General features: G+C 65.0%; 17 protein-coding genes. 6 read left to right on the forward strand and 11 right to left on the reverse strand.

All coding sequences use genetic code 11. From position 1 onward, the window contains the following. Window position 1: 1 nt before the first annotated feature. The 3 genes from OX462_RS09910 to OX462_RS09920 are packed head-to-tail and all read right to left on the reverse strand — an operon-like array spanning window position 2 to window position 1403. On the reverse strand, window positions 2-586 hold the full coding sequence (locus tag OX462_RS09910) for a chromate transporter (protein WP_070313196.1): 585 nt from the start codon (window positions 584-586) through the stop codon (window positions 2-4). Continuing rightward, window positions 583-1173 (reverse strand): chromate transporter, encoded by a 591-nt coding sequence (locus OX462_RS09915; protein WP_409028296.1) that lies wholly within the window; start codon window positions 1171-1173, stop codon window positions 583-585. The genes OX462_RS09910 and OX462_RS09915 overlap by 4 nt, the downstream gene beginning before the upstream one ends. A gap of 53 nt (window positions 1174-1226) precedes the next feature. Next, on the reverse strand, window positions 1227-1403 hold the full coding sequence (locus OX462_RS09920) for a hypothetical protein (protein WP_175444697.1): 177 nt from the start codon (window positions 1401-1403) through the stop codon (window positions 1227-1229). Window positions 1404-1666: 263 nt separating this feature from the next. On the opposite strand from OX462_RS09920, the gene OX462_RS09925 reads away from it, so the two are divergent. Continuing rightward, window positions 1667-1888, forward strand: coding sequence for a hypothetical protein (locus OX462_RS09925; RefSeq protein WP_070222254.1), 222 nt, complete (start codon window positions 1667-1669; stop codon window positions 1886-1888). 416 nt (window positions 1889-2304) lie between these two features. On the opposite strand, the gene OX462_RS09930 is transcribed toward OX462_RS09925, so the two are convergent. Next, window positions 2305-2904 (reverse strand): response regulator, encoded by a 600-nt coding sequence (locus tag OX462_RS09930; protein ID WP_227742005.1) that lies wholly within the window; start codon window positions 2902-2904, stop codon window positions 2305-2307. A gap of 362 nt (window positions 2905-3266) precedes the next feature. Then, a complete protein-coding gene (locus tag OX462_RS09935; protein ID WP_166448106.1) occupies window positions 3267-3815 on the reverse strand; it encodes a phosphohydrolase in 549 nt (182 codons plus the stop codon). A 200-nt stretch (window positions 3816-4015) separates the two neighbouring features. On the opposite strand from OX462_RS09935, the gene OX462_RS09940 reads away from it, so the two are divergent. Together OX462_RS09940 and OX462_RS09945 are read left to right on the forward strand one after the other, a co-directional pair. Then, window positions 4016-7165 (forward strand): NAD(P)-binding protein, encoded by a 3150-nt coding sequence (locus OX462_RS09940; RefSeq protein WP_409028297.1) that lies wholly within the window; start codon window positions 4016-4018, stop codon window positions 7163-7165. A 2-nt stretch (window positions 7166-7167) separates the two neighbouring features. After that, entirely contained in the window at window positions 7168-8079 is a 912-nt protein-coding gene (locus tag OX462_RS09945; RefSeq protein ID WP_409028298.1) for an alpha/beta hydrolase, read from the forward strand. On the opposite strand, the gene OX462_RS09950 is transcribed toward OX462_RS09945, so the two are convergent. After that, window positions 8064-10964, reverse strand: a complete 2901-nt coding sequence (locus tag OX462_RS09950) for a hybrid sensor histidine kinase/response regulator (RefSeq protein ID WP_409028299.1) — start codon at window positions 10962-10964, stop codon at window positions 8064-8066. The two genes, OX462_RS09945 and OX462_RS09950, sit on opposite strands and share 16 nt — an antisense overlap. Window positions 10965-11120: 156 nt before the next feature. Here OX462_RS09950 and OX462_RS09955 point away from each other — a divergent pair, with 156 nt between their 5' ends. Further along, a complete protein-coding gene (locus tag OX462_RS09955; protein ID WP_409028300.1) occupies window positions 11121-11750 on the forward strand; it encodes a LysE family translocator in 630 nt (209 codons plus the stop codon). On the opposite strand, the gene OX462_RS09960 is transcribed toward OX462_RS09955, so the two are convergent. After that, window positions 11713-12423: a YceI family protein gene (locus tag OX462_RS09960; RefSeq protein ID WP_409028301.1), complete on the reverse strand. Its 711-nt coding sequence runs from the start codon at window positions 12421-12423 to the stop codon at window positions 11713-11715. The genes OX462_RS09955 and OX462_RS09960 overlap by 38 nt on opposite strands. Before the next feature lie 145 nt (window positions 12424-12568). Beyond that, window positions 12569-13465, reverse strand: coding sequence for an alpha/beta fold hydrolase (locus OX462_RS09965; RefSeq protein ID WP_409028302.1), 897 nt, complete (start codon window positions 13463-13465; stop codon window positions 12569-12571). 111 nt (window positions 13466-13576) lie between these two features. On the opposite strand from OX462_RS09965, the gene OX462_RS09970 reads away from it, so the two are divergent. Further along, window positions 13577-14455 (forward strand): LysR substrate-binding domain-containing protein, encoded by an 879-nt coding sequence (locus OX462_RS09970; protein ID WP_121669969.1) that lies wholly within the window; start codon window positions 13577-13579, stop codon window positions 14453-14455. Window positions 14456-14956: 501 nt separating this feature from the next. Here the strand turns inward: OX462_RS09970 and OX462_RS09975 are convergent. Further along, window positions 14957-17662, reverse strand: a complete 2706-nt coding sequence (locus OX462_RS09975) for a M1 family metallopeptidase (RefSeq protein ID WP_409028303.1) — start codon at window positions 17660-17662, stop codon at window positions 14957-14959. Window positions 17663-17914: 252 nt separating this feature from the next. Between OX462_RS09975 and OX462_RS09980 the strand changes: the two genes are divergently transcribed. Further along, window positions 17915-18538 carry a glutathione S-transferase family protein gene (locus tag OX462_RS09980; protein ID WP_070290709.1) on the forward strand — a complete coding sequence of 208 codons (624 nt, stop codon included), beginning with the start codon at window positions 17915-17917 and terminating at the stop codon, window positions 18536-18538. A gap of 140 nt (window positions 18539-18678) precedes the next feature. On the opposite strand, the gene OX462_RS09985 is transcribed toward OX462_RS09980, so the two are convergent. Both OX462_RS09985 and OX462_RS09990 read right to left on the reverse strand, forming a co-directional pair. Further along, window positions 18679-20784, reverse strand: a complete 2106-nt coding sequence (locus tag OX462_RS09985; protein WP_409028304.1) for a prolyl oligopeptidase family serine peptidase — start codon at window positions 20782-20784, stop codon at window positions 18679-18681. A gap of 213 nt (window positions 20785-20997) precedes the next feature. Beyond that, window positions 20998-22713, reverse strand: a complete 1716-nt coding sequence (locus OX462_RS09990; protein WP_409028305.1) for a CehA/McbA family metallohydrolase — start codon at window positions 22711-22713, stop codon at window positions 20998-21000. Window positions 22714-22781 lie beyond the last annotated feature (68 nt).

Raw genomic sequence — 22781 nt, forward strand, 5'->3', positions numbered from 1 at the left:
GTCAGACGAGCTGCAACCAGCCCAGCACGGCGCCGGCCGCCAGCAGCCACAATAAATGGATCTTCGTGCGCCAGATGATCAGGCCGGCCACGATGGACAGGCTCCACAGGGGCCAGTCGGTGCGGATGTCATGGTTGGCGCCGCCCAGGATCATGCCCGTGGAAATCAGGAGGGCGACGACGATGGGCGCCATGCCTTGCTTGAAGGCGCGCACGGGGCGCAGGTCGCGGTTGCGGTAGCCCCACTGGGCCGCCACGTAGGTGAGGGTGGTGCTGGGCAGCATGATGCCCACCATCGTGATGAACACGCCGAGATAGGCGGCCGTGTAGCTGCCCGCATTCATGCCCACGTTCCAGCCCATCAGGGCGACGAACAGCACATTGGGGCCGGGAGCGGCCTGGGCGATGGCGATCGACTCGTTGAATTGCGCCTGCGTCAGCCAGCCATGCTGTTCGACGAGGAAGCGGTGCATTTCGGAAGTGGTGGAAATGGCGCCGCCGATCGACATCAGCGACAGCATCAGGTAGTGGCCGAACAGGTTCAGCCAGTCGCCCGCGCTTAACACCAGTTGCAGGGGCGGATTCATGTGGACAGCTTTCGATAGGTGAGCAGGCAGCCGATGCCGCCCAGACCCAGCAGGATGTACAGCAGGGGCCAGCGCAGCACGGCCACCATCAGCACGCCCAGCACGGTGATGGACAAGGTCAGCCACAGGGGCAGCGGATGCCTGGCCAGCGCCGTCGCCAGCTTCACACCCGTGGCGGCGATCATGCCGGCCGAGACGGCGGCCATGCCGCGCAGTGCGCCCGCCATCTGCGGATTGTCGCCAAAGCGCGTGTACAGCACGCCCAGCACGAGCACGATGACGAGCGGGGCGGTCAGCATGCCGGCCAGCGCCGTCAGCGCGCCTTTCAAACCGAAATAGCGCCCGCCCACCATCAGCGACAGGTTGACGACATTCGGCCCGGGCATGATCTGCGCCACGGCCCAGTCCTCGAGGAATTCCTCCTGCGTCAGCCAGCGCTTGCGCTCGACCATCTCGCGCTGGATCACGGCCAGCACGCCGCCAAAGCCTTGCAGGGCCAGCCAGGTGAACGAAAAGAACAGGTCGGCAAGCGAGGCCGGTTCCGGACGGGGCTGGTCGGGTTGGGGAGTGGATGAGGCGGCGGGCATGCACGATTATGGCCGTGCCTGCTCCGCCTTGTCCATGCCTATCTCCATGCCGTCTAGCCGCCGCCCACGCCGGCGATGACCACGCCCGTGCCGCCGCACATGACGCAAGGCTGGCCATTGTCCGTGTTGCCCCTGCCCATGCAATGCGTGCAGACGTTTTCTCCCGTGCCGGGCGTGCCGGGCGGGGCGATGTCGCCAGGATGTTGCTCAGAATCCGGTGTTGTATTCATGTCGTGTCTCCTTTGCATGCAGGGCGGGAGCTGCGCGATGGCGGCCAAATCCCATGGTAGGCCGGCGCCGCGTGAGGCGTTTGACCTGCCTTAAGGTGCGCGGCCTTGCATCCCCGAAAAAAACTGCATTGCAATAGCTGGCTGGCATTGACATCGCGCGTTTTTCAGCAATACTTTCGCTGTCGCCTTCCGCGCTGGCCATGCTGGTGCCGGTCCCCGCTGCTGCATCCCGCCACCGTCGCTTTCTTCAGGAGTCATCGATCATGCCTCATTCCACAGAAACGCTGCATATGCCCGCCAAAACCGTGGTGCTGCATGCCCGCGTCGACCAGAAGATGTCCGATATCGTCAATCTGGGCATCGCCGTGCAGGCAGCCTTCAGCACCTTGTGCGCGCTGGAATACCTGAAGTCATACAATGTCGCCCCCGACCTGATCGAGCGCGTGCTGCTGCATCCGGAGCAGCGCCGCCAGACCGTGCACTGAGTATCCTCGCGGCAACTGTATTGCCGGCAGCGTTGGCCCGGTGTTGTCGGATTGATCATTACGGCTCAGTTATGCACAAATGATGGGCTAACGAAATTGGCGAAATAATTTTCTTGTGATTATGTGTGACTTTCTAAGTGTTTGATTTTAATGGATTTTATTTTTGCTGTTTGATTGAGCAGTTTATTGAAAGCCGCACGGGCTGTGGCTTTGAAGGCTGTCAATAGGCCCTTATCCACAAAGATATCCACAGTCCGTGTGGATATCTGAAAAAGCGCTTAACAATCCGCCACTTAGGAAAAAGGGGCGGGCCAGCGCCTGCTATCGGCGCGCGAGATGGGCCAAAATGGGGCATGCCACAAGCCTGTATGCCTATCCAGTGCTCTTGTTTTTATGACTGAAAGTAGCGGCCCCGTTCAGGGCGTGCCGCCGGCCGGCGCCGCTGGGGTGTCGCCGCACTGGGCCAGGGCGGCAGCCAGTTCGGCGACTTGCTGCTCCGCTTCGCGCAAGGTGGCATAGGTGCGCAGTGAGGCGATCACAGTGGTAAACAACTTGCGCGTGGTCAGGTCCGTCTTGCACCAGAAATCGTTGATGTCGTAATCGATGATGATGCGGTGTTCCAGCGCCTGGCCGGGCTGGCCCGTGCGCAGGATGATGCGCACGGCGCTGTTGTGCAGCTCTTCGCGGATCTGGCGTGCCACTTGCAGTCCGGCATCCTGAGTTTCCATGATCACATCGAGCAGCACCACGGCGATATCGGAAGTGCCGCGCAGCAAGGTGAGCGCCTCGGCGCCCGAGTACGCGTGCAAAAAGCTCAGCCTGCGGCCCTGGAAGCTGGCTTGGCTGAGGGCGAACTTGGTCACCACGTGCACGTCGACATCGTCATCGACGATCAGCACGCGCCATGGCGCCGCAGTGGCAGGCTCTGCCGCCGCGTCTGCCCGTTCCAGCGGTTCGTCGACCAGCCAGTCCGGTTCGTCCGCTCCCTTGGCGGCGTTGTCGCTATCCATGTTCATGCGTTTATCCACCGTTGATCGTGCTTGCTACTCCACACTATGCCAGTCTACGGGGTTTGTCAAAACAATGCTGTTCAAGCAAGACGGCCTGGGCCAGGGTTGCTTATGCACAGCAAAATATATTTTCATTGTGGCCGAATAACTTTGCGCAAGCGCAAATTCGTGATTGCAAGTCATTGATTTTATTGGAGTAAAAAATTGCCTGTGAAATCAGCAAATTGTTGAAACCCGCATCAATACTGGTGTTGCGGCTTGTCAAGAGGGGCTTATCAACAACTTTATCCACAGTTGCTGTGGATATCTAAAAAAGCCGTGCAAAAACCGGGGCTTAGCGCCCATTCATGCGGCAAGGTCGCAGCATTTCATGCGGCCAGTCCAAGCCCGCTCAGCTGGGCAAAGGCATGCAGGAAGCGCTGCTTGGCTTCGGCCGGGCCCATGGCTTCGATTATACCGGGCAGAGGGGCGATGCCGTCAAGGTAAGCCCAGCGTTCGGCCGAGTGCGGCATCAGGTCGCGCTTTTCCGTGGCCAGCGCGATCAGGTCGGCCCGCTTGATGGGTGCGTAATCGGAAAAGTCCAACCCATACGTGGCGGCGATGATGGCGCTGACCTTGTCTTCCAGCACGGCAAACTCGGGCAGCAACACTTTCAAGGGCTTCACCATGTCGCCCAGGTAGGCTTCGGCCGCGTCGTGCAGCAGGGCGGCCAGGCGCAAATGGGGCGGCACCAGTTCGGCGACGATCAGGCTGTGCTGGGCGACCGAGTAAAACACTTGCGTCTGTCCATTGAAGCGGCACTGGTAGGCGAGGCCGTGGGCAATGTCCTCGATGGCTACCTTGTCGATATGCGGGCGCAAGGGATAAAAACGGTTGCCTGAATAAGTGGAAACGTAGTCGGTGGTAATCATTGCCATGGCATGGTGCTCGGAACGCTCAAGATGCTTCATCGTACACCCGATGGCATGGGCTTGCCCCGGCTGCGGTGCACAGGCGTCGGGCTGCTGAGCCTATGCATCTTGGCAAAGCCTTTAATTTATTTCATATCATTCATTGTTCTTTCTCAAATACACTATAGCAATCTTGTTTGTCTGAAACTTCATTTAGGGGCAGGGCAATGACGGCGATACCTTCGGCAAGACCTTCGTATATCTATCAGGGCGGTTCGGTGATGATGCACTCGCCGCTGCAATTGAAACAGTCGGAAATGTACGGCTATTTCGTCAGGGGCGACCTGGCCAAGCTGCAGGCCACCGTGAATACCACGCTGAACCAGGTGGCCGGCAGCAAGATGACCCTGAAAGCCCTGTCGCCGTATGTGATGCTAACGTTTACACGCGTCAACCATGCGGACTCGGCCAACCCCGTCGACCAGGCCAAGGGCTGGATCACGGAAGTCGACATCGTCACCTGGATCATGGTCGGCCAGATGGATGAACGCGGCAAGCTCGCGCATATCTACTGGTATCCGTGCCACATTTTTGTGGATGACGCCATGGCCCTGATCAACGGGCGCGAACTGTTCGGCTATCCGAAATACCTGTGCGACTACGAAATTCCCGCCGCCGGCAGCGAGCCGCTGCGCTGCTCCGTCGCCGCCAAGGGCTTCCAGCATTTTTCGCCGGAAACGAAGCTGGCCCTGCACCCGCTGCTGGAAGTCAATGCCACCGTGCAGACGGGGCCGCACAAACCCGTCAACAGTTTCCTGGAACTCATCGAGCAGGCATTCGAGATTTTCCTTTCCATTCCCGATTTCTTTGACATGGACCAGGCTGGCTGGGCCGATATTTTGTCCTTGCTGCGCAACCCGCGCATCGATCAGATTTTCCTCAAGCAATTCCCCGACAGCGCGGGCGTGAAAGCCGTGTACCAGGCTCTGGTGGCCGCGCCGGCCGAAATCAACCGCCTGCACAGCGCGCGCCTGCTCGGCTATGAATACGAATGCACGGTGCACGCCTTCGACAGCTTCCCGTTGGACCAGACCCTGGGTTTGCAGCTGGGACCGCAGGCGGCGATTTTGCCCTTCAATGTGAACTTCGATTTCACGGCCATGCCGGGCGAGGAACTGGTCGACAATTCCCGCATCGCGCCGGAAAAGATCGCCATCCTCGGCGGCGGCGTGGCGGCCATGACCGCCGCGTATTATCTGACGAACCAGCCGGGCTGGCAAAACCGGCATGCCATCACCGTCTACCAGCTGGGCTGGCGCCTGGGCGGCAAGGGCGCCAGCGGGCGCAATGCGCAGGCGGGCCAGCGCATCGAGGAGCACGGCCTGCACATCTGGTTCGGCTTCTACGCGAACGCCTTCAGGATGATCAAGGAAGCCTACGCCAGCCTGGAACGCCCGCCCGGCGCGCCGCTGGCCACCTGGCGCGACGCTTTTAAACAACACGATTACGTGGCCCTGTCGGAAGACGTCAAGGGACAATGGCGCAACTGGTCCATCGTCTTTCCCACCTTGCCGGGCGAACCGGGCGAGGGCGGCGAAGACGTCACCCTGTGGCAGATGGCCATCGCCATGGTGGGCTGGATCGAGCAGTGGCTGCGCCAGATCCGTCAGGTGGCGGACGCCGACGCGCGCATCGTGCGCGCCAGCGCGCAACCAGGTGACGGCGAAGGCGAGGGCGTGTGGCCGGGCTGGCTGCGCCGCCTGGCCGACGAAGTGGTGGGGCAGGCCGATGAACTGGGGCTGGACGTGGGCCTGTCCGTGGGCGCGCTGGTGGCCCTGGTGACCGACCTGGCGCCGGACTCCACGCGCCACGACCAGGCCCGCCACCAGCTGCTGGCCAGCACCCTGAACGGCATCCGCGCCTGGCTGCGCCTGCGCTACCGGGTGCTGATCGATGGCGACGACGAGTTGCGCCGCCTGTTCACCTGCCTGGACCTGGGCATCACGGTCATGAAGGGCATGTTCGAGGATGGTGTGTTCAAGAACGGCTTTGACGTCATCAACGACATCGATTTCCGCGCCTGGCTGCGCAAGCATGGCGGCGACGAGCAGTTCAGCGTCAATTCGGCGCCCGTGCGCGGCTTTTACGACCTGGTGTTTGCCTACGAGGGCGGCGATTTTTCCAAGCCGAACATCGAGGCGGGCACCTTGCTGCGTTCGATGGCGCGCATCGGCCTGGCCTACAAGGGCGGCATCATGTTCAAGATGCAGGCCGGCATGGGCGACACGATTTTCACACCGCTGTACGAGGTGCTGCGCAAGCGCGGCGTGGAATTCAAGTTCTTCCAGCGCGTGGAAGAACTGGTGCCGGGCGCGGGCGACATCGACAGCATCCGCATCACGCAGCAGGTGCAATTGAAGGACCCGGGCGCCGGTTACGCGCCGCTGGTGGACGTGAAAGGCTTGCCGTGCTGGCCCAGCGCGCCCGATTACGCGCAGATCGAACCGGCGCAAGCGGCGCTGCTGCAGGCGCAGGAAGTCAACCTGGAATCGTACTGGAGCGACTGGCCGCAGCAGTATGCGCAGGCGTTCGGCCGCGCGCTGCCCGCCACGGTATTGAAGAAGGGCGTCGATTTCGACAAGGTGGTGTTCGGCATTTCCATCGGCTCGCTGCAAGCCCTGTGCCCGCAACTGCTGGCGCAAAGTCCGGCCCTGCAACTGGCGGCCGACAAGGTGAAAACGGTGGCCACGCAGGCTTACCAGGTGTGGCTCAACAAGGATTTGTCTCAGATGGGCTGGACCACGCAGCCGAAGGGCCAGCAACCGGTGCTGTCGGCCTTCACGGAGCCGTACGACACGTGGGCGCCGATGGATCAATTATTGGCGCACGAGGATTGGCCGGTGGGGCTGGAACCGAAAAACGTTTCGTACTTTTGCAGCGCCTTCCCCGTCGATAGCTACCCGCCCGTCACCGACACGGGCTTTCCCGCCCGCTGCGCGGCCAAGGCGAAACAGGGCGCGCTGCATCAGCTGGAACGCGAGATCGGCGCGCTGTGGCCCGAGGCGGGCGCGCCCGGCGCGTTTCCGTGGCAATGGCTGGTCGATGCGAAGGCCGGCACGGGCCCGGCGCGCTTCGACAGCCAGTACTGGCGCGCTAACGTCGATCCGTCCGAGCGCTACGTGATGTCGGTGGTGGGCAGCACGCAGTACCGGCTGGCGACCGACCAGTCGGGCTTCAGCAACCTGTTCCTCGCGGGCGACTGGATCAGGACGGGCCTGAACGCGGGCTGCGTGGAGGCGGCCGTGATGGCCGGCATGCAGACCTCGCGCGCCATGACCGGCTATCCGGCCGTGATCCAGGGCGAGACGGATTTCTAGGCATGCGAGGCCTGATGCTGCCGTGCCTTGTCCTGATCCACCTGCACGCGGGCGCCGCGCCGCCGGGCGCCATTGTGCTGTGGCCCGGCGCGCCGCCCGGCGGCGCGGCGCCGGGTCCGCAGCGCGACAGCGCCAAGGGCTCCATCACGCAAGTGGAGCAGCCTTATCTGATCGCACACCGCCCGGCGCGGCCGGACGGCACGGCGGTCCTGCTGGTCAGCGGCGGCGGCTATGCGCATATCGAGGCGGGCAAGGAAAGCGGCCCCGCCGCCGCCTGGCTGCAAGCGCAGGGCGTCACGGCGTTTGAACTCGTGTACCGTCTGCCGCAGGAAGGCGGCGGGGTGGCCGCGCCGTTGCAGGACGGCCAGCGGGCCATGCGCGTGATCCGGGCGCGTGCGGCCGAGTGGGGCATCGACCCGGCGCGCATCGGCATGCTCGGTTTTTCCGCCGGCGCGCACCTGGCCGGCATGACGGCCGTCCAGCCGGACGCCGCCCTGTATGCGTCCGTCGATGCGATCGATGGCGTCTCCGCGCGGCCCGATTTCGTCGTGCTGCTATACCCCGTGCTCACCATGCAGCCGCCGTTCGACACGACGCATGCGAAGAAAGAGCTGCTGGGAAGCCACCCCACGCAGGCGGCGCGCGATGCGCTGTCGGTGGAACGCCACGTCGATGCGTGCACGCCGCCGATGTTCATCGCGCAGGCGCTGGACGACCCGATTTCACCGCCGGAAAACAGTACATTGATGGCGGCGGCCTTGCGCCGCGCGGGCGTGCCCGTGGCACTGCAGCAGTTCCGGCACGGCGGCCATGGCTGGGGCCTGGGCAAGCGGGGCAGCGAGCCGGCCGCCTGGCCGCCACTGCTGCTGGCGTGGCTGCAATCGCGTGGCTGGATGCCTCAGCCGGCGGGCTGAGCTTCCAGGTCGCGCCGCGCCGCGTCCAGCGCCGCCCGCAGCTGCGGCAGGAACTGTTCCACATTATCGAGCTGGCCGTTCGAGGCCAGGGTTTCCATCTGGTGGCACAGGCCGTGCAGGGTGGGGCGGCTCAGGTAGCCTGCGCTGCCTTTCAATGCGTGGAAAGCGGCCGCCGCGGCGCTGGCATTGCCGTCGCGCACGGCGTGGCAAGCCAGGTCCAGGCGCCGTGGCGCTTCCGTCAGGAACGCTTGCGCGATGCGCTGCAAGTGCTGCGGCGACAGGCCTGCCAGCGGCAGAATGTGCACGGGCGCCGTCATGGGATCGGCCGGCGCCGGCGTTTGCGCCTGCGCGTCGTCAGCATGGTCCAGGCCGAACTGGCGCGCCAGGGTGTCGTCGTCGATGGGTGCGGCCTGCGGCAGCGCGTGGCCGCGCGCCAGCAGCAGGTCGATGATGGCGTCGATTTTCTCGAACAGCAGCGCTTCGTCGACGGGCTTGCTGAGGAAGTCGTCCATGCCGGCGGCCAGGTAGCGTTGCCGGTCATGTTCGCTGGCGTTGGCCGTCAGCGCGAGGATGGGAATCTGCGCGTCGGGAATGGGGAACTGGGCATTGCCGCCGTCGCGGATCAGGCGCGCGGCCTGTTCGCCATCCATTTCCGGCATGCGGCCATCCATCAGCACGCAGTCGTAGGGGCCGGATCCCAGCGCGCGCAGCGCCTGTTCGCCGTTTTCCACGATGGTCACGTCATGGCCCATGCTTTCGAGCAGGGTGCCGATGATGATCTGGTTGGTGCGCACGTCTTCGGCGCACAGGATGCGCAGGCGGCAGGCGTGGCGCGTCTGGCGCACCGGCCGGCGCGCGTCGGCCGCCGGCGCGCTGCCGTCTTCCAGCGGCAAGGTGAAGTGGAAGCGCGAACCGATGCCGACCCGGCTTTCCACGCCGATCGTGCCACCCATCAGTTCGACCAGTTCCTTGCAAATGGCCAGGCCCAGGCCCGTGCCGCCGTAGCGGCGCGTGGTGGAATGGTCGGCCTGCTCGAATTTCTGGAACAGGCGCGGCAAGGTGTCCGCGTCGATGCCGGGACCCGTATCGCTGATGATGAATTCGATCTCGCTGCGGCCATCGCGGCGCGGCGGCGTGCGGGCGCGCCGCACTTCCAGCAGCACTTCGCCATTGGCCGTGAATTTCAGCGCGTTGCCCAGCAGGTTGATGAGGATCTGCCGCAGGCGCGTGGGGTCGGCGCGCACGTAGCGCGGCAGGTCCAGCGCCAGTTCGCGGCGCAGCAGCAGGCTCTTGGCGTCGGCCTGTCCCTGCACGATGCCGGCCGCGTCGCCGATCAGCGCCAGCAGGTCGAAGTCCACCGTTTCCAGCGTCAGCTTGCCCGCGTCGATCTTGGAAAAATCGAGGATGTCATTGAGGATGGTCAGGAGCGACACGCCATTGTGCAGGCCGATGCGCAGGTATTCCTGCGTACGGCCACGCACGGACTGGTCGCGCAGGGCGAATTTCAGCATGCCGATCACGCCGGCCAGCGGCGTGCGGATGTCGTGGCTCATGGCGGACAGAAAATCGATGCGGTGGCGGCTGACCACTTCCGCATGCTCCTTGGCCTTCAGCAGGGCGTCGTTGCTGAGGGTGAGGGCCAGGGTGCGTTCCTGCACCCGCTGTTCCAGGTTGTTGCGCAGCAGGCGGATCTGGTCGGCCAGGGCAAAAGCCAGCAGCAAGCCGTCGAAGGTGCCGCCGAGCAGAGTCACCAGCTGGGCGTTGGCCACCATGGCCGGCATCAGCCCCAGGTTGGCCGGCAGGATCAGAAAGCCGGGCAGCATCAGCGCGACGAAGGCCAGCACGAAGAAGCGCGCCGGCTGGTAGCCGCGGCGCCAGACGACGATGCCGCAGATGAGCGCGAGCAGCATCCAGATACTGATGGCGATGGTGGCCAGCGTGTGCGCATACGACAGGGCGAAAAAGCAGCTGGGCAGCAGCAGCAAGGGCAATGCCAGGTTGACCTTGCTGAGCCGGTACAGCAGCAGAGAGTAGTCGCGCAGGCGCAGGAAATGCATGTAGAACAGGGTGCTGAAGACGGGCAGCAGGAAAAACGGCACGTAATGCAGCTGCAGCTGGTGCCAGTCGAACAGGTCGGCAAAGACGTGGAAGGTCATGGCCCAGGCCAGGCCATACGTCAGCACGTACAGCGCGTAATACGCCGACGCCTTTTCCAGGGTGATGGAAAAGATGAAGAAATTGAACAGGCCCAGCGCCAGCAGGGCGCCGATGGAGGCCACCATCAGGAAGTTTTCCTTGCCCACCAGCTTGCGGTAGTCGTGCTGCGTCTTCACGCCGAACAGGGGCGCGCGCGCGTAGTAGGGGCTGGAAAAGCGGATCAGGATGTCGTACGTGGCGCCCGGCGCCAGCTGCACATTCATGCCATAGTGCAGCAAATAGTCGTGCGGCCGCTGGTAGCCCGTGAGCAAGGTACGCGGCGCCGCGTGCGGCCCCGGGCCATACACGTAGACGTCGACCAGGTCGATCAGGGTGTCGTTCGGGTCGATGACCCAGGCCGCTTCGCTGCTGTCGTTGCGCACCTGCGCATGCAGCCAGTAGGCGCCGCCGAACAGGTCGACCTGGTCGGCCGGGCGCTGGCGCGCCAGCCAGGCGGGCAGGGCGGCGGCATCGGCAGGCGCGGCTTCATTTTCGGCAAGAAATAGTTGTCCGCCCTTGCCCAGGTGAGCGATGCCTTGTTTGCTCAGAGGCAAGGGCGTCGCCTGCGCCGCGCCCGCCAGACCCAGCAGGCCGAACAGCAGGCTGAGCACGAGCGGCCAGCCGCATAGCCAGGCGCTGACGCGGGAGCTGGAAGCGCGGTGGCAGGGAGGGGGCGAGTGGGCTGACATCGATGGAGTGGGTGATGGTCGCGCGGGAATTGGCGGCAACGCCGTTTGCTGTGGAGTGTCCATTTTAATCGACTCTCGGTGACACACGGGCAAATTCATGTCCTGTCCGCCTGGCGCCCGCTCCGGTATCATGGCGCTTTTGCCCGCGAGATATTCATGCTCAGTCCCGACCAGTTCCTGGCCTTCCTGGCCGCCGCCGTCTTGATCACCGCCAGTCCCGGCCCCGACAACCTGATGGTGCTGGGCGTGGGCATGTCGCGCGGGCGCCGCCAGGGCATGGCGTTCGGCCTGGGCTGCGCCCTTGGCTGCCTCACGCACACCGTGCTGGCGACCATTGGCGTGTCGGCCCTGCTGGCCGCCTCGCCCACGACCTTTACGGCGCTGAAAGTGGCCGGCGGGCTCTATCTGGTGTGGCTGGGCATCGGCGCCCTGCGCAGCCGTGGCGGCGCCAGAGTCGATGGCGCGGCCGCCTTGCCCGACGAATCCTTGCTGCGTCTGTTCGGCAAGGGACTGTTTGCCAACAGTATCAATCCGAAAGTCGTATTGTTTTTCCTGTCGTTCCTGCCGCAGTTCATCGTCGCGGGCCAGGGCAATGCCAGCTGGCAGACGGCGCAGCTGGGCCTGGTCTTCACGGCGCAGGCGTGCGTGCTGTTCGGCCTGCTCGGCTATTTTTCCGGCGCCGTCGGCCTGTGGCTGAACCGCCGCCCGCGCGCCGGCCTGTGGCTCGACCGCGTGGCCGGCACCATCTTCATCGGCCTGGGCTTGCGCCTGATCCTGGCGCGCTGACCTTTTGCCGGGCGGTGATGCGGAAGGCCAGTTCCATCTGGTCCTGCACGGCCATGGCGCCGCCCAGGATGGCGAACGGCACGATGCCGAAGTCGCTTTGTTTCAGCAGCAGGCTGCCGCTGGCCTGCAGGCTGCGCCCGTCGGTCGCTTGCTCGATCCGCACGGGCAACTGCACCGTGCGCGTCACGCCATGCAGGGTGATGTCCGCATCAAACACCTGCTGGTCGCCCGTGCGGCGCGCCTCGATGCTGACCCACGGATAGCGTTCCGCCTCGAGCACGCGCACCAGCATGTTGTGGCGCGTGCCGGCGATGGCATCGGCCGACGGCGTCGTCGTCAAGCCGGCCTCCCGCCGCAAGCTTTCTTCATCCACAGTCATCTCGTCGAGCCGGAAGCGCAACTGCGCGCGCCCCGGCGCGGGCGCCACCACGCCCTGCAGGGTATGGCTGGCCACCACGTGATCATGCCCGAGCCGCGCCAGCGCGCCGCCACGGCGCACGGTGATGGTCAGCAGGGACTCGTCGGGCGCGATGTGCAGCAGCTGCATGTCTTGCCGCTGCCACGCGGGCGCCGGCACGGCGGCAGGGGCGGCCGGCGCGGGCGGCAAGGGCGTGCAGGATAGCAGCACGGCGCAGGCGCCGGCCAGCAGCATGCGGCGGTGAACAGTGTGCATCGATGAAAACTCCTGGCTGGACATGGACAGCGCGTGCAGAGGCGCAAGGCGCGATGGGGCGATGGGGCGATAGTACGCGATCCAGCCTGCCCGGCGCTAGCCCCTTCGCAGGCGGCCGCGCAAGGACGGAGTACAGGGATAGCGTTTACCGCGCCTGTCCGTCGACAAACAGGAGGATGGCGCTGGCGACCACCTGCGGCGCCTCGCGCTGCGGGAAGTGGCCGATGCCTTCGAGCAGCACGCGCTGGTAGGCGCCGCTGAAATGGCGTTCGCGTCCGGCCGAGCTGTCCGGGTGGTTGCAGGTGTCGGCCGCGCCATGCAGCACCAGGGTCGGCACCGGCAAGACGGGCGCCGGGTGCAGCCGTGCTTCGTCGGCCGCGTACGCGGGGTCGCCCTCGGCAAACGCCCAGCGGTGACGGTAGGAATGCAGCACCACCTCGGCCCAGTCGGGACCGTCGAAAGCGCGGCTGGCCTGCGCGAAATCGGCTTCGCCATACCAGCCGGCGGGCGACCAGCTGTCCCACATCATGCGGGCAAACGCGTGGCGGTCATGCTCGACGGCATGCTGGCCCCGCGGCGTGGCCATGAACCAGTGGTACCAGTAGTTGCGCGCCTGCTGGTAAGACAGTTCTTGCCGTGGGTCATTCGTGCCATAGCCTACCGACAGCATGACGAGGCCGGATGCCGCATCGTGGCGCAAGCCGCAGGCATTGGCGACGGCGCGCGCGCCCCAGTCATGGCCCACCAGCAAGGGCCGATCCAGTTGCATCGCATCGATAAAGTCGAGCAAGTCGCGTCCCAGCGCGGCCAGCTGGCCGCTGCGCGGCGTGTCCGCATGGCGAAAGCGCGTGGGCGCGAAGCCGCGCAGGGCGGGCGCCAGCACGCGGTAGCCAGCGGCGGCCAGCGCCGCCGCCGTTTTGGCCCAGCTTTCCGGGCTGTCGGGCCAGCCGTGTACCAGCACGGCGCAGCGGCTGCCGGCGGCGTTCCATTCCAGGTAGGCCACGTCCAGCAGCGGGGTGGCGATGTAGTGATAGTCTTGCATGGCATTCCTGACGAAGGTGAGGGGAGAACGTCATGGTAGCGCCGGCAATGCATTTGATTCGTGAGCAATTCATCGATATTATGATCATATCTTGATGAATTGGAGCGTACCATGCACGCCTTGCCGGCAATGACCCTGGACATCGTCCTCCTGCGCAGCCTGCTGGAAGTGGTCGATACGGGCGGCTTCGCGCTGGCCGCGCAAAACCTGGCGCTGACGCCGTCGGCTGTCAGCGGGCATATCAAGCGCCTGGAACACAGCGCCGGCAAACAGTTGCTGGCGCGCACGACGCGCAGCCTGGAGTTGACGGCGGCCGGCGAACTGCTGTACATGTATGCGCGCAATATCGTCGACCTGGAACGCGAGGCGCGGGCCAGGCTCAGCGGTGCATCGGTGCAGGGGCGGCTGGTCCTCGGTGCGTCGGAAGATTTCGCGGGCACGTGGCTGCCGCAAGTGCTGCAGACGTTCCAGCGCTGGCATCCGCAAGCGTCGATCGAGTTGAAGGTGGGCATCACGGCCGACCTGCTGCGGCGTCAGGCGCACGAGCAGATCGATGTCATTTTCGGCAAGCAATGCAGCCGCACGGAAGGGGCGGGCGAATTGCTGTGGGCCGAACCGCTGGTATGGGCGTATGCGGCCGGCCGCCTGCCCGATCCGCAACTGCCCGTGCCGCTGGCGCTGTTTCCCTCGCCGTGCGTGTACCGCGAAGCGGCGCTGGCCGCTTTGGCGCAGGCGGGCCGTGCCTGGCGGCTGGCGTTTGACAGCGGCAGCATGGCCGGCTGCGTGGCGGCGGCGCTGGCCGGCTTTGCCGTGACGCCCGTGGCGCGCAGCCAGTTGCGCGACGGCTTGCGCATCCTGGGAGCGGAAGAGGGCTTGCCGCCATTACCCGATGCCCGTTTTTATGCCTTTCCACGCAATAATACGCCGGCCGTGCTGGCGCTGGTGGACGCCGTGCGCGGCGCGGGACAGCGGCACCAGTTTCGCGCATGATGCCGGCGGCGCTGGAAATGCCGATGAAAGCGTGAAAGTTTAGCCTGCGTCATAAGGCGGTCATATGCCGCTGTTATGATGCTTTCGTTGGCACACAGCATGCATTGCGCAGATCACTACGCTCCGGGAGCGATAGGATGCAGGCATGACTCAACAGCTTAGCCGGTGAGCTCAACCATCGGCACCAGACATGTAAAAATTGTTTTATGGCAGTATTTGCAGGGTGGGGCAGGGGAAATGCAGGAATCGGGCGGGGCTTTAATGAAGTCCTAAGCCTGCCCGAGGGAAGGACTGGCATAGTGGATACATGGCGCACGGAGACCCCGGGCGCAAGGTTGCCGGACACCTCAATGACCGGCACGATTTCCACGTTTTCATGTGTTTCCCGTTTTATCCCTGCGCTCGAAACAGCGTTTCAACCGGCTACCGCACCTTGCGAAGCCGGTTTTTTTTTGCCTGCGTTTTCATCCGTTCCCGGCGCCGCGGCGCCGGGAAAACCAATCAGCCCGCCTGTTTCGCCAGCCATGCATCGACGGCCGGCAGCCGTTCGGCGCGCAGCTTGATGCGGTACTTGATGCCGGCCACGGAACTGTCGGCGTCGCCGCGCGCGCCGGCCGGCAGGTGCGCCTGCGCGTACGCTTCCAGCTTGGCGATCATGTCCGGCTGCGCCGAACCGGCGGCCAGGCGCGGGAAGTAGCGGCTGCGCGAGCTGGCGTCGATGCGCGCATTGACTTGCTCCAGGTGCGCCAGCGCAAAGTCGAAGGCCAGTTCCGGATGCGTGCGCGACACGCGCGAGATCATGGCCGGGCTGTTGGTCACGCCCGGTTCATCCGTCAGCGCCAGTGCCAGCGCGCGCTGCGCCAGCGCGGGATCGTCGCTCGAGGCCAGCAGGTCATACAGCTGGTTTTTCACCAGCGGCGTCTTTTCCTGCTGCGCGCGGGCGTGCAGCTGCTCCCAGGTGGTGGCGTCCGCATGCTGGGCCACCACGCCCAGGATGGTGCGGCGCAGCGGTGCGGGCATGGCGGCGGGATCTTGCTCGCTGGCCGCATGGCGGCGGCGCGCCTCGGCGATCACGCCCGGTTCGCCCATGTCGCCGAGGATGGCGATCAGCTGTCCGCGCAGGGTCGCCACGCTCGACGCTTCGCCCGCGCGCGCTTCCCAGCCCGTCTGCGCCATCATCGGCGCCAGGCGCGCCACGGCAAAGCGGCCGAAGGCCTGCTGGCGCGCTTTGCTTTCCGCGCTATCGCCCGCATATTGTTCGTACAGGCTGCCCAGGGAGGCGGCCACCTTGCCCAGTACCTGCGGATCGGCCGACAGCGGCGTCGCTTTCACCAGTTCCAGGAAGTCGGCCAGGTTTTGCGCGCCGGCCAGGCCCAGCGACTGGCTGTCCGCCAGCAAGCCCAATTGGTCGATCGGCGCCAGGCGCGCGAAGCTGCGCGCCAGCGCGCGCGTGTTGGCGGGCGCGTACACGGTGCGGTAGTAGCCGCTCTGGCCCGCGTTCACCAGCAGGGCGCCGCAGCCGGGCACGTTCAAGGTCGCCTTGCCATTCCTGACCAGCACCGTGGCCAGCTTGCCGTTGCCGACCGTAGAGGCGATGACGGGCACTTTCCACGACAGCGGTTTCTTGTTCGGCTGGTCCTTGGAAAATTCCGTCTGCGTCAGGCGCACGCGCGTATTGCCGTTCCGGCACACGGCGTTGTCCACCGTGATCATCGGCACGCCCGGCTGCAACGTGAAATCATGGGCGATGGCGCTGACCGGCTTGCCGGCGGCCGCATCGACTTCGCGCCACAGGTCGTCGGACACCGTATTGCCATACGCATGCTTGCGCATGTAGCTGCGCACGGCCGTGCGCCACGTGTCGGCGCCGACATACGCTTCGAGCATGCGGATCACCGCCTCACCCTTTTGATACGTGATGCCGTCGAAGGCCTGGCTGGCCTGCTCCACGGTGGCGATGCGCTGTACCACCGGATGCGTGGTGCGCAGCGCGTCCTGGCTCATGGCCGACTCGCGCCCGCCCACGCTGGACAGGGCAGTGTTCCACTCGGGGTGCAGACGCTCCGTGGTGCGGCTTTCCATCCACGACGCAAAACCTTCGTTGAGCCACAGGTCATCCCACCAGCGCATGGTGACCAGGTCGCCGAACCACTGGTGCGCCATTTCATGCGACAGGGTGGTGTAGATGTTTTCCTTGTCGGCCTGGGTCGAGATGGCCGGGTCAAGCAGCAGGCCATATTCGAAGGTGAAGACGGCGCCCCAGTTTTCCATGGCGCCGAAGAACTGGCTGCGGCCCGGCGCGGCGATGTTGTCGAGCTTGGGCAGCGGATAGCGCACGCCGAAATAATCGTTGTATTCGCGCAGCAGGGCGCTTGACTCGTCGAGCGCGAAGCGGCTTTGCGCCAGCGCTCCTTTCTTCGTGATGACGCCGATCTCCGTACCGTCGGCCATCGTTGTCGCACGCTCGAAGTCGCCCAGGCCGAAGAACAGCAGATACGTCGACATGCGCGGCGTGGTGGCGAAGTACACGTGCTTCATGCCATTGCCCAGTTCCTCGCTGCTGGCGATCGGCATGTTGCCGACGGCCATCTGGTTGCTCGGCACGACCACGTTGAGATCGAAGGTGGCCTTGTAGTCCGGTTCATCCCACGATGGCACCATGCTGCGCGCGTCCGAATTTTCGAACTGCGTGTACAGCGCGCGCTGGCGGCCTTGCGGCGTGTCGTAGTCGAGCGAGAACAGGCCCGTGGCCTGCGTGCCGATCTTGCCGCTGTAATCGATGCGCAGCAGGTACTCGCCCTTCGCCACGGGTTCGGCGAAATGCACGGTGGCCGTCTGCTTGTCCGCGTCGAACTCGATCTTGCGCGTCACCTGTTTGCTGCCGCCCGCGCCTTCGATAGCGGCTGCCGCAAACGTCAGGTTCAAGGCATTGAAGGTGATGCTGGCGGTCGGCGCGTCGACCGCCACCTTGATGGCCACCTCGCCCTTGAAGGTAGAGGCGGCGGCGTCCGGCGTGATCGACACAATATAGTGCAGGGGCGTGACGCCGCGCGGCAGCTGCGTGGTGGTGCCGGGCGCATGGCTGGCCGAGACGTACCTGGCGGCGGGAGCGGCATTGTCCGCATGGGCTGCGGTGATGGAAGCCAGTGCCAGGACGGCGGCGGCCAGTTGGCTGCGCCGGAAGCGCGGAGTCGGTGTGCGATGCATGGTATGCCCTTGGTTCATGGATAAAACGCCCGCCAGCCGGATAGGCTGCGGGCGTTGATGACGTGTGGGGGACATCGCTGGAACTGGCGGCCAGCGTTCCCGTACAGCAATCTAAGGCGAAACGGAGGCAAAGTCAACGCGCCAGGGGCGCCGCACCATGCCGGTGCGCTGGTATGATGGGCGTCTGACTGCATTGCCACAGGCTGGTGCCGCGCCTGATTGGCCACCACCATAACGAGACGAGACCTGCACATGAAACTCACTATCAGCCCCCGCACGCCCAATCCGCGCCGCGTCACCATGTTCATCGCCGAGAAGGGCATCACCGGCATCGAAGAAGTGGCGCTCGACCTGATGGCCGGCCATCACCGCGATCCCGCCTTCCTGGCGAAAAACCCGCTGGGCCGCGTGCCCGTGCTGGAACTGGACGACGGACGCGTGCTGACCGAGACGCGCGCCATCTGCACCTACCTGGAAGGCTTGCAGCCGCAGCCGAACCTGATGGGTGAGGGATTCGAGGAGCGCGCATTTATCGAAATGGCCGACCGCCGCGTGGAACTGCACCTGTTCAGCGCCGCCGCCAACTGGGTGCGTCACGGTCATCCGGCCCTGGTGGCGCTGGAAAACCCGCAGTTTCCCGATTTCGCCACGGCGCAGGCGGGCAAGCTGCGCGAGACGGCGCAATGGCTGGACCAGGTGCTGGCCCACCAGCCCTACATCGCCGGCGAACGCTTTACGATTGCCGACATCACGGCCTTCTGCGCGCTGGAATTTGTGCGCGGGCTGATGAAGTACCGGCCGGGAGCGGAAGGGTTGCCGAACCTGCAGGCTTACCGCGACCGCATCGCCGAACGTCCCAGCGCGCAGGCGAAGTAGGCCATGCGTGCGGGCCGCTTCAACTATGTTGTCGGCTTACGCCCGTTGGGCTAAGCCGACCTACGCCGGCCTACGCCGGCCTGCGTCTACCGACAGCCCGGTAGGTCGGATTAGCGGGACGCGTCATCCGACATCACCACTTACTTCAGCTGCTCGTGCAGGAAGGTGTAGGTCAGCGCCCACATCAGCGCCTGCTGGTCGTTGTTGGCGGCGCCCGCGTGGCCGCCTTCCGTGTTTTCCCAGTACAGCACGTCGTGGCCTTGCTCTTCCATCTTCGCCACCATCTTGCGCGCATGGCCTGGGTGGACGCGGTCGTCGCGTGTCGAGGTGGTAAACAGCACGCGCGGATATTTCTTGTCCTTGAAGACGTTCTGATACGGCGAGTACTTGCTGATGTAGGCCCATTGTTCCGGCACGTCCGGATCGCCGTACTCTCCCATCCACGAAGCGCCCGCCAGCATCTTGTTATAGCGGCGCATGTCGAGCAGCGGCACCTGGCTGACGACGGCGTTGAACAAATCGGGACGCTGCACCAGCACGGCGCCCGTCAGCAGGCCGCCATTGCTGCCGCCCATGATGCCCAGGTGGCGCGGACTGGTGACCTTGCGCTTGATCAGATCCTGCGCCACCGAGATGAAATCGTCATACGCGCGCTGGCGGTTTTCCTTCAGCGCCGCCTGGTGCCAGCGGGGGCCGAATTCGCCGCCGCCGCGGATATTCGCCAGCACATACACGCCGCCCTTTTCCAGCCACGCCACGCCCGTGGTGCCGCTGTAGCTCGGTTTGAGCGACACTTCAAAGCCGCCATAGCCATACAGCACGGTGGGGTTGCTGCCGTCGAACTTCGTCTTCTTGTTCATGATGGCGAAGTAGGGCACCTTTGTGCCGTCCTTCGACGTCGATTCGAACTGCTCCACCTTGTACGGCGCCGCATCGTAGTAGGCGGGCAGCGACTTGATTTTCGTGCGCTGGTCGCTTTGCGCCGTGGCCAGATACAGGGTGGTCGGATTGAGGAAGTCGGTCACCGTCAGGAAGTACTGGTCCGAATCGACCGGGTCGAGCGCGCTGACGGCCAGAGTGCCCAGCTTCGGCGCGTCGACGGCGCGGCGCTGCCACTTGCCGTTCACGTGGCGCAGTTCCGTCAGGCGGTTCTTGACCTTGTCCAGGGTGGTGACGAGGATGGTCGATTTCGTCGCCGTGACATTGTCCAGCGACGAGGTGGCCGTGGGCGCGTACAGCAATTCCAGCTCCTGCTTGCCCTGCATGAAGGCCTTGAAGTCGGACGCCAGCAGCGAGCCTTGCACGTAGGTCTTGCCGTTCACTTTCCAGTCCGAGCGCAGGGTGATGATCAATTGATCGCGTACGGTGAAGGCCGTCGCGTCGTCCGGCTTCGGCACTTTTTTCAGATCGGCGCCTTCGCGCAGGAACATTTCGCCGCTGTAGAAATCGATTTGCCGCTCGATGAACTGGTGTTCGTGGCCGGGCGTGAAGTCCTTGTAGGCGCCCGCGCTCAAGTCGTCGGGTTTGGCTTCATACAAGGTGTGCGCCTGCGCCAGCGGCGTGCCGCGCTGCCACTCTTTGATGATGCGCGGGTAGCCCGAGCTGGTCATCGAGCCGGGGCCGAAATCGGTGGACACGAACAAGGTGTCCTGGTCGATCCAGCTGGCGCTGCCCTTCGCTTCGGGCAGGGTGAAGCCGCCGTCGACAAAGGCGCGCTTGGCCACGTCATATTCGCGCACCACCTTGGCGTCGCCGCCGCCGCGCGACAGGGAAATGAGGCAGCGTTCGCCCTTCGGATACAGGCAGGAGGCGCCGCCCCAGACCCAGTTTTCGTTCTCGCCGGCGGCCAGCTGGTCGAGGTCGATCACGGTTTCCCACGCGGGTTCGGCCAGCTGGTACTGCGCCAGGGTGGTGCGGCGCCAGATGCCGCGCACGTGCTGGGCGTCGCGCCAGAAATTGTAGTAAAACGCGCCTTCCTTGCTGACGTAGGGGATGCGCTCCTTCGAGTTGAGGATGGTTTTCAGGCGCGCCTGCAGGGCCGCGAAGCCGGGCTGCGCTTCCAGCTCTTTGGTGGTGACGGCATTGTGCTGCTTGACCCAGGCCAGCGGCTTGTCGCCGAGGACTTCTTCCAGCCACAAATTGGGATCGGTGTTGGCGGCGGCAGGGGCGGGGGCTTGCGCGTGGGCGAGGCCCGCTGCGGCCATGCCGAGCAGCATGCTGCCGGCGAGAGTGCGATATGACGACATGTAAGGTTCCTGGTTGGTCCGGTGGAGGCCGCGTTGCAGGCAAAACGGCGCAGCCATGGTGCCATGGATTGCTGTGAGGAACCAGTGTCTATGGACGCTACCTGAAAAAATAGTTACTTTTCCAATATTGTTTGCTGGAAAAGAGCAGGGCCGTAGAATCTGCGGCACTTGGTGTACCAGTCCGTGCCGTTGCCGTGCCCTGATGCGCGGCGTTCACGGCAGCTGATTGACCCACACGGGCGCCGACCAGACGATGTTGCCGTCGTCCTGCGTCAGGCGCGCGTAATAAACATGGGGGCCGGGCGCGGGCGTGACGGTGAGCTCGGCCTGGTCCGACAGTTGCGTGACGGAGCCGTTGCCGCCCGGTACGCCGTGGAAAATGGCGACGGCCGCCGCTTGCCGGCCCGCGCTGTTGCTGAAATGGGTGGATAGTTGCAAAGGCCCGTGGTTGTCGAAACGTTCGCCCATCAGCTTGCCATTGGCCGTGAACAGCAGCTGCGCGTGCTTGTCCATGGTGGCAAACACGCGGCGCGCGCGCAGCGCGTCGAGGAAGCTGTCGCGTGACACGGGCATGCCGGCGGCCGGGCTGGCCACCAGCACGGCCGTGCGGTTGCCGTACGATGCGCCCCAGTTGGCGCAGTGGTTGTCCTGGTTGCTGCTGAAGGCCACGTGGTAGCCGGCCGCCAGGGCACGGTTGCAGGCCGCCTCGTAATTGCTGCGCCGCGTTTCCGTTTCCTGGTCGTTGGTGGAAAACGCGGACGTATTCATCACTTCGCACAGCACCATGGCCGCATCGCCGTCCGGCGTGTAGCCGAGCGGCTGGCCATCGACGAGAAACTGGCCCGCATAGGCAGGGTGGTTGAACTGGCCTATCCAGCCCCGTTCGCGCATCAGCGCATACAGGGCGGCGTAGTCGTTTTTCGGCGTTTCCAGGTCGGCCAGCAATTCGCCCCGAGCATTCCTTTCCCAGCCCAGCAATTGTTCGCTATTGAAGATGTTCAGGTGGCCGCCCTTGTTGATGACGCCCCATTCCATGCCGTACAGGGCCAGGAAACCGGGGTGGGCGTTTGTATAGGCGGCCGCTTCGGCCAGCCCCGTCTGGTACAAGGCCTTCGCTTCGGCAGGCGTGGCTGCGGGATTGGTTCCGTCCGAACCGTCATACATATGGTTGTGCTCGGATGTCAGCAGGGCGTCCAGGCCGTGATCCTGCGCATATTTATAGGCGTCGATGGGGCCGAACGGCGCCGTTTGCGGCTCCTGCGCGCCATGGCAGGCGTCGAGCGCCGCGCCGCCGTCGCTGTGGCGCGTCTGGCTGTGCAGGTTGGCGTAGACGATGCGGTAGCCGGGCTCCTCATCCAGGCGGGGCAGTTGTTGCAGGCCGGCCTGGAAGGCGGGCACCCGGGGCGCCGTGCTGGCGCCCCGCTGCACCGCGATTTGCCATTGCTGTTCCACCTGCGCTTCGCGCGGCGAGCCGGCATCGGCCACGGCCAGCAGGCGCAGTTCGTACAAGCCGTCCGGCGCCAGCATGCGCCGTTCGCGCGCATCGGCATCGGCGCGGCCATCCCAGGGCAAGTTCACGCGCTTGCCGCCGGCGCCCACCTGTTCCGTGCCCGACCAGCGCCGCAGCACGGCGCCTTGCGGACCTGGACCGGACAAGGTCAGGGTCCAGCGCACGGCATGCGGGCGGCCTTCGTCCGGATACGTGAGGCGCACGACGAATGTGCGCGCCTGCGTGACCCGCTCGCCGCGCGCCGCGTGGAACGGTGCGAACACGGTCGCGTCCAGCTCGCTGTGCTCCCTGGGTTCGGGAGAGCCATCTTGCGCTGCGGCAGTGTTACTCCAGGCGATCAGGAGCGCACCCACGCAGACGCATGCCAGCGCGCGCGCCAAGCCGCGCCGTGGCTGCCATTGCCGCAGTTGCCCGAACATGCCGGCCTCCGCTTCATGAACTCAATATCAATTAGACAAACATTGCACTTTCGAGTTCCCCGACGCAC

The sequence above is a fragment of the Janthinobacterium aestuarii genome (genome assembly GCF_046113285.1).
Lineage (GTDB): Bacteria > Pseudomonadota > Gammaproteobacteria > Burkholderiales > Burkholderiaceae_D > Janthinobacterium.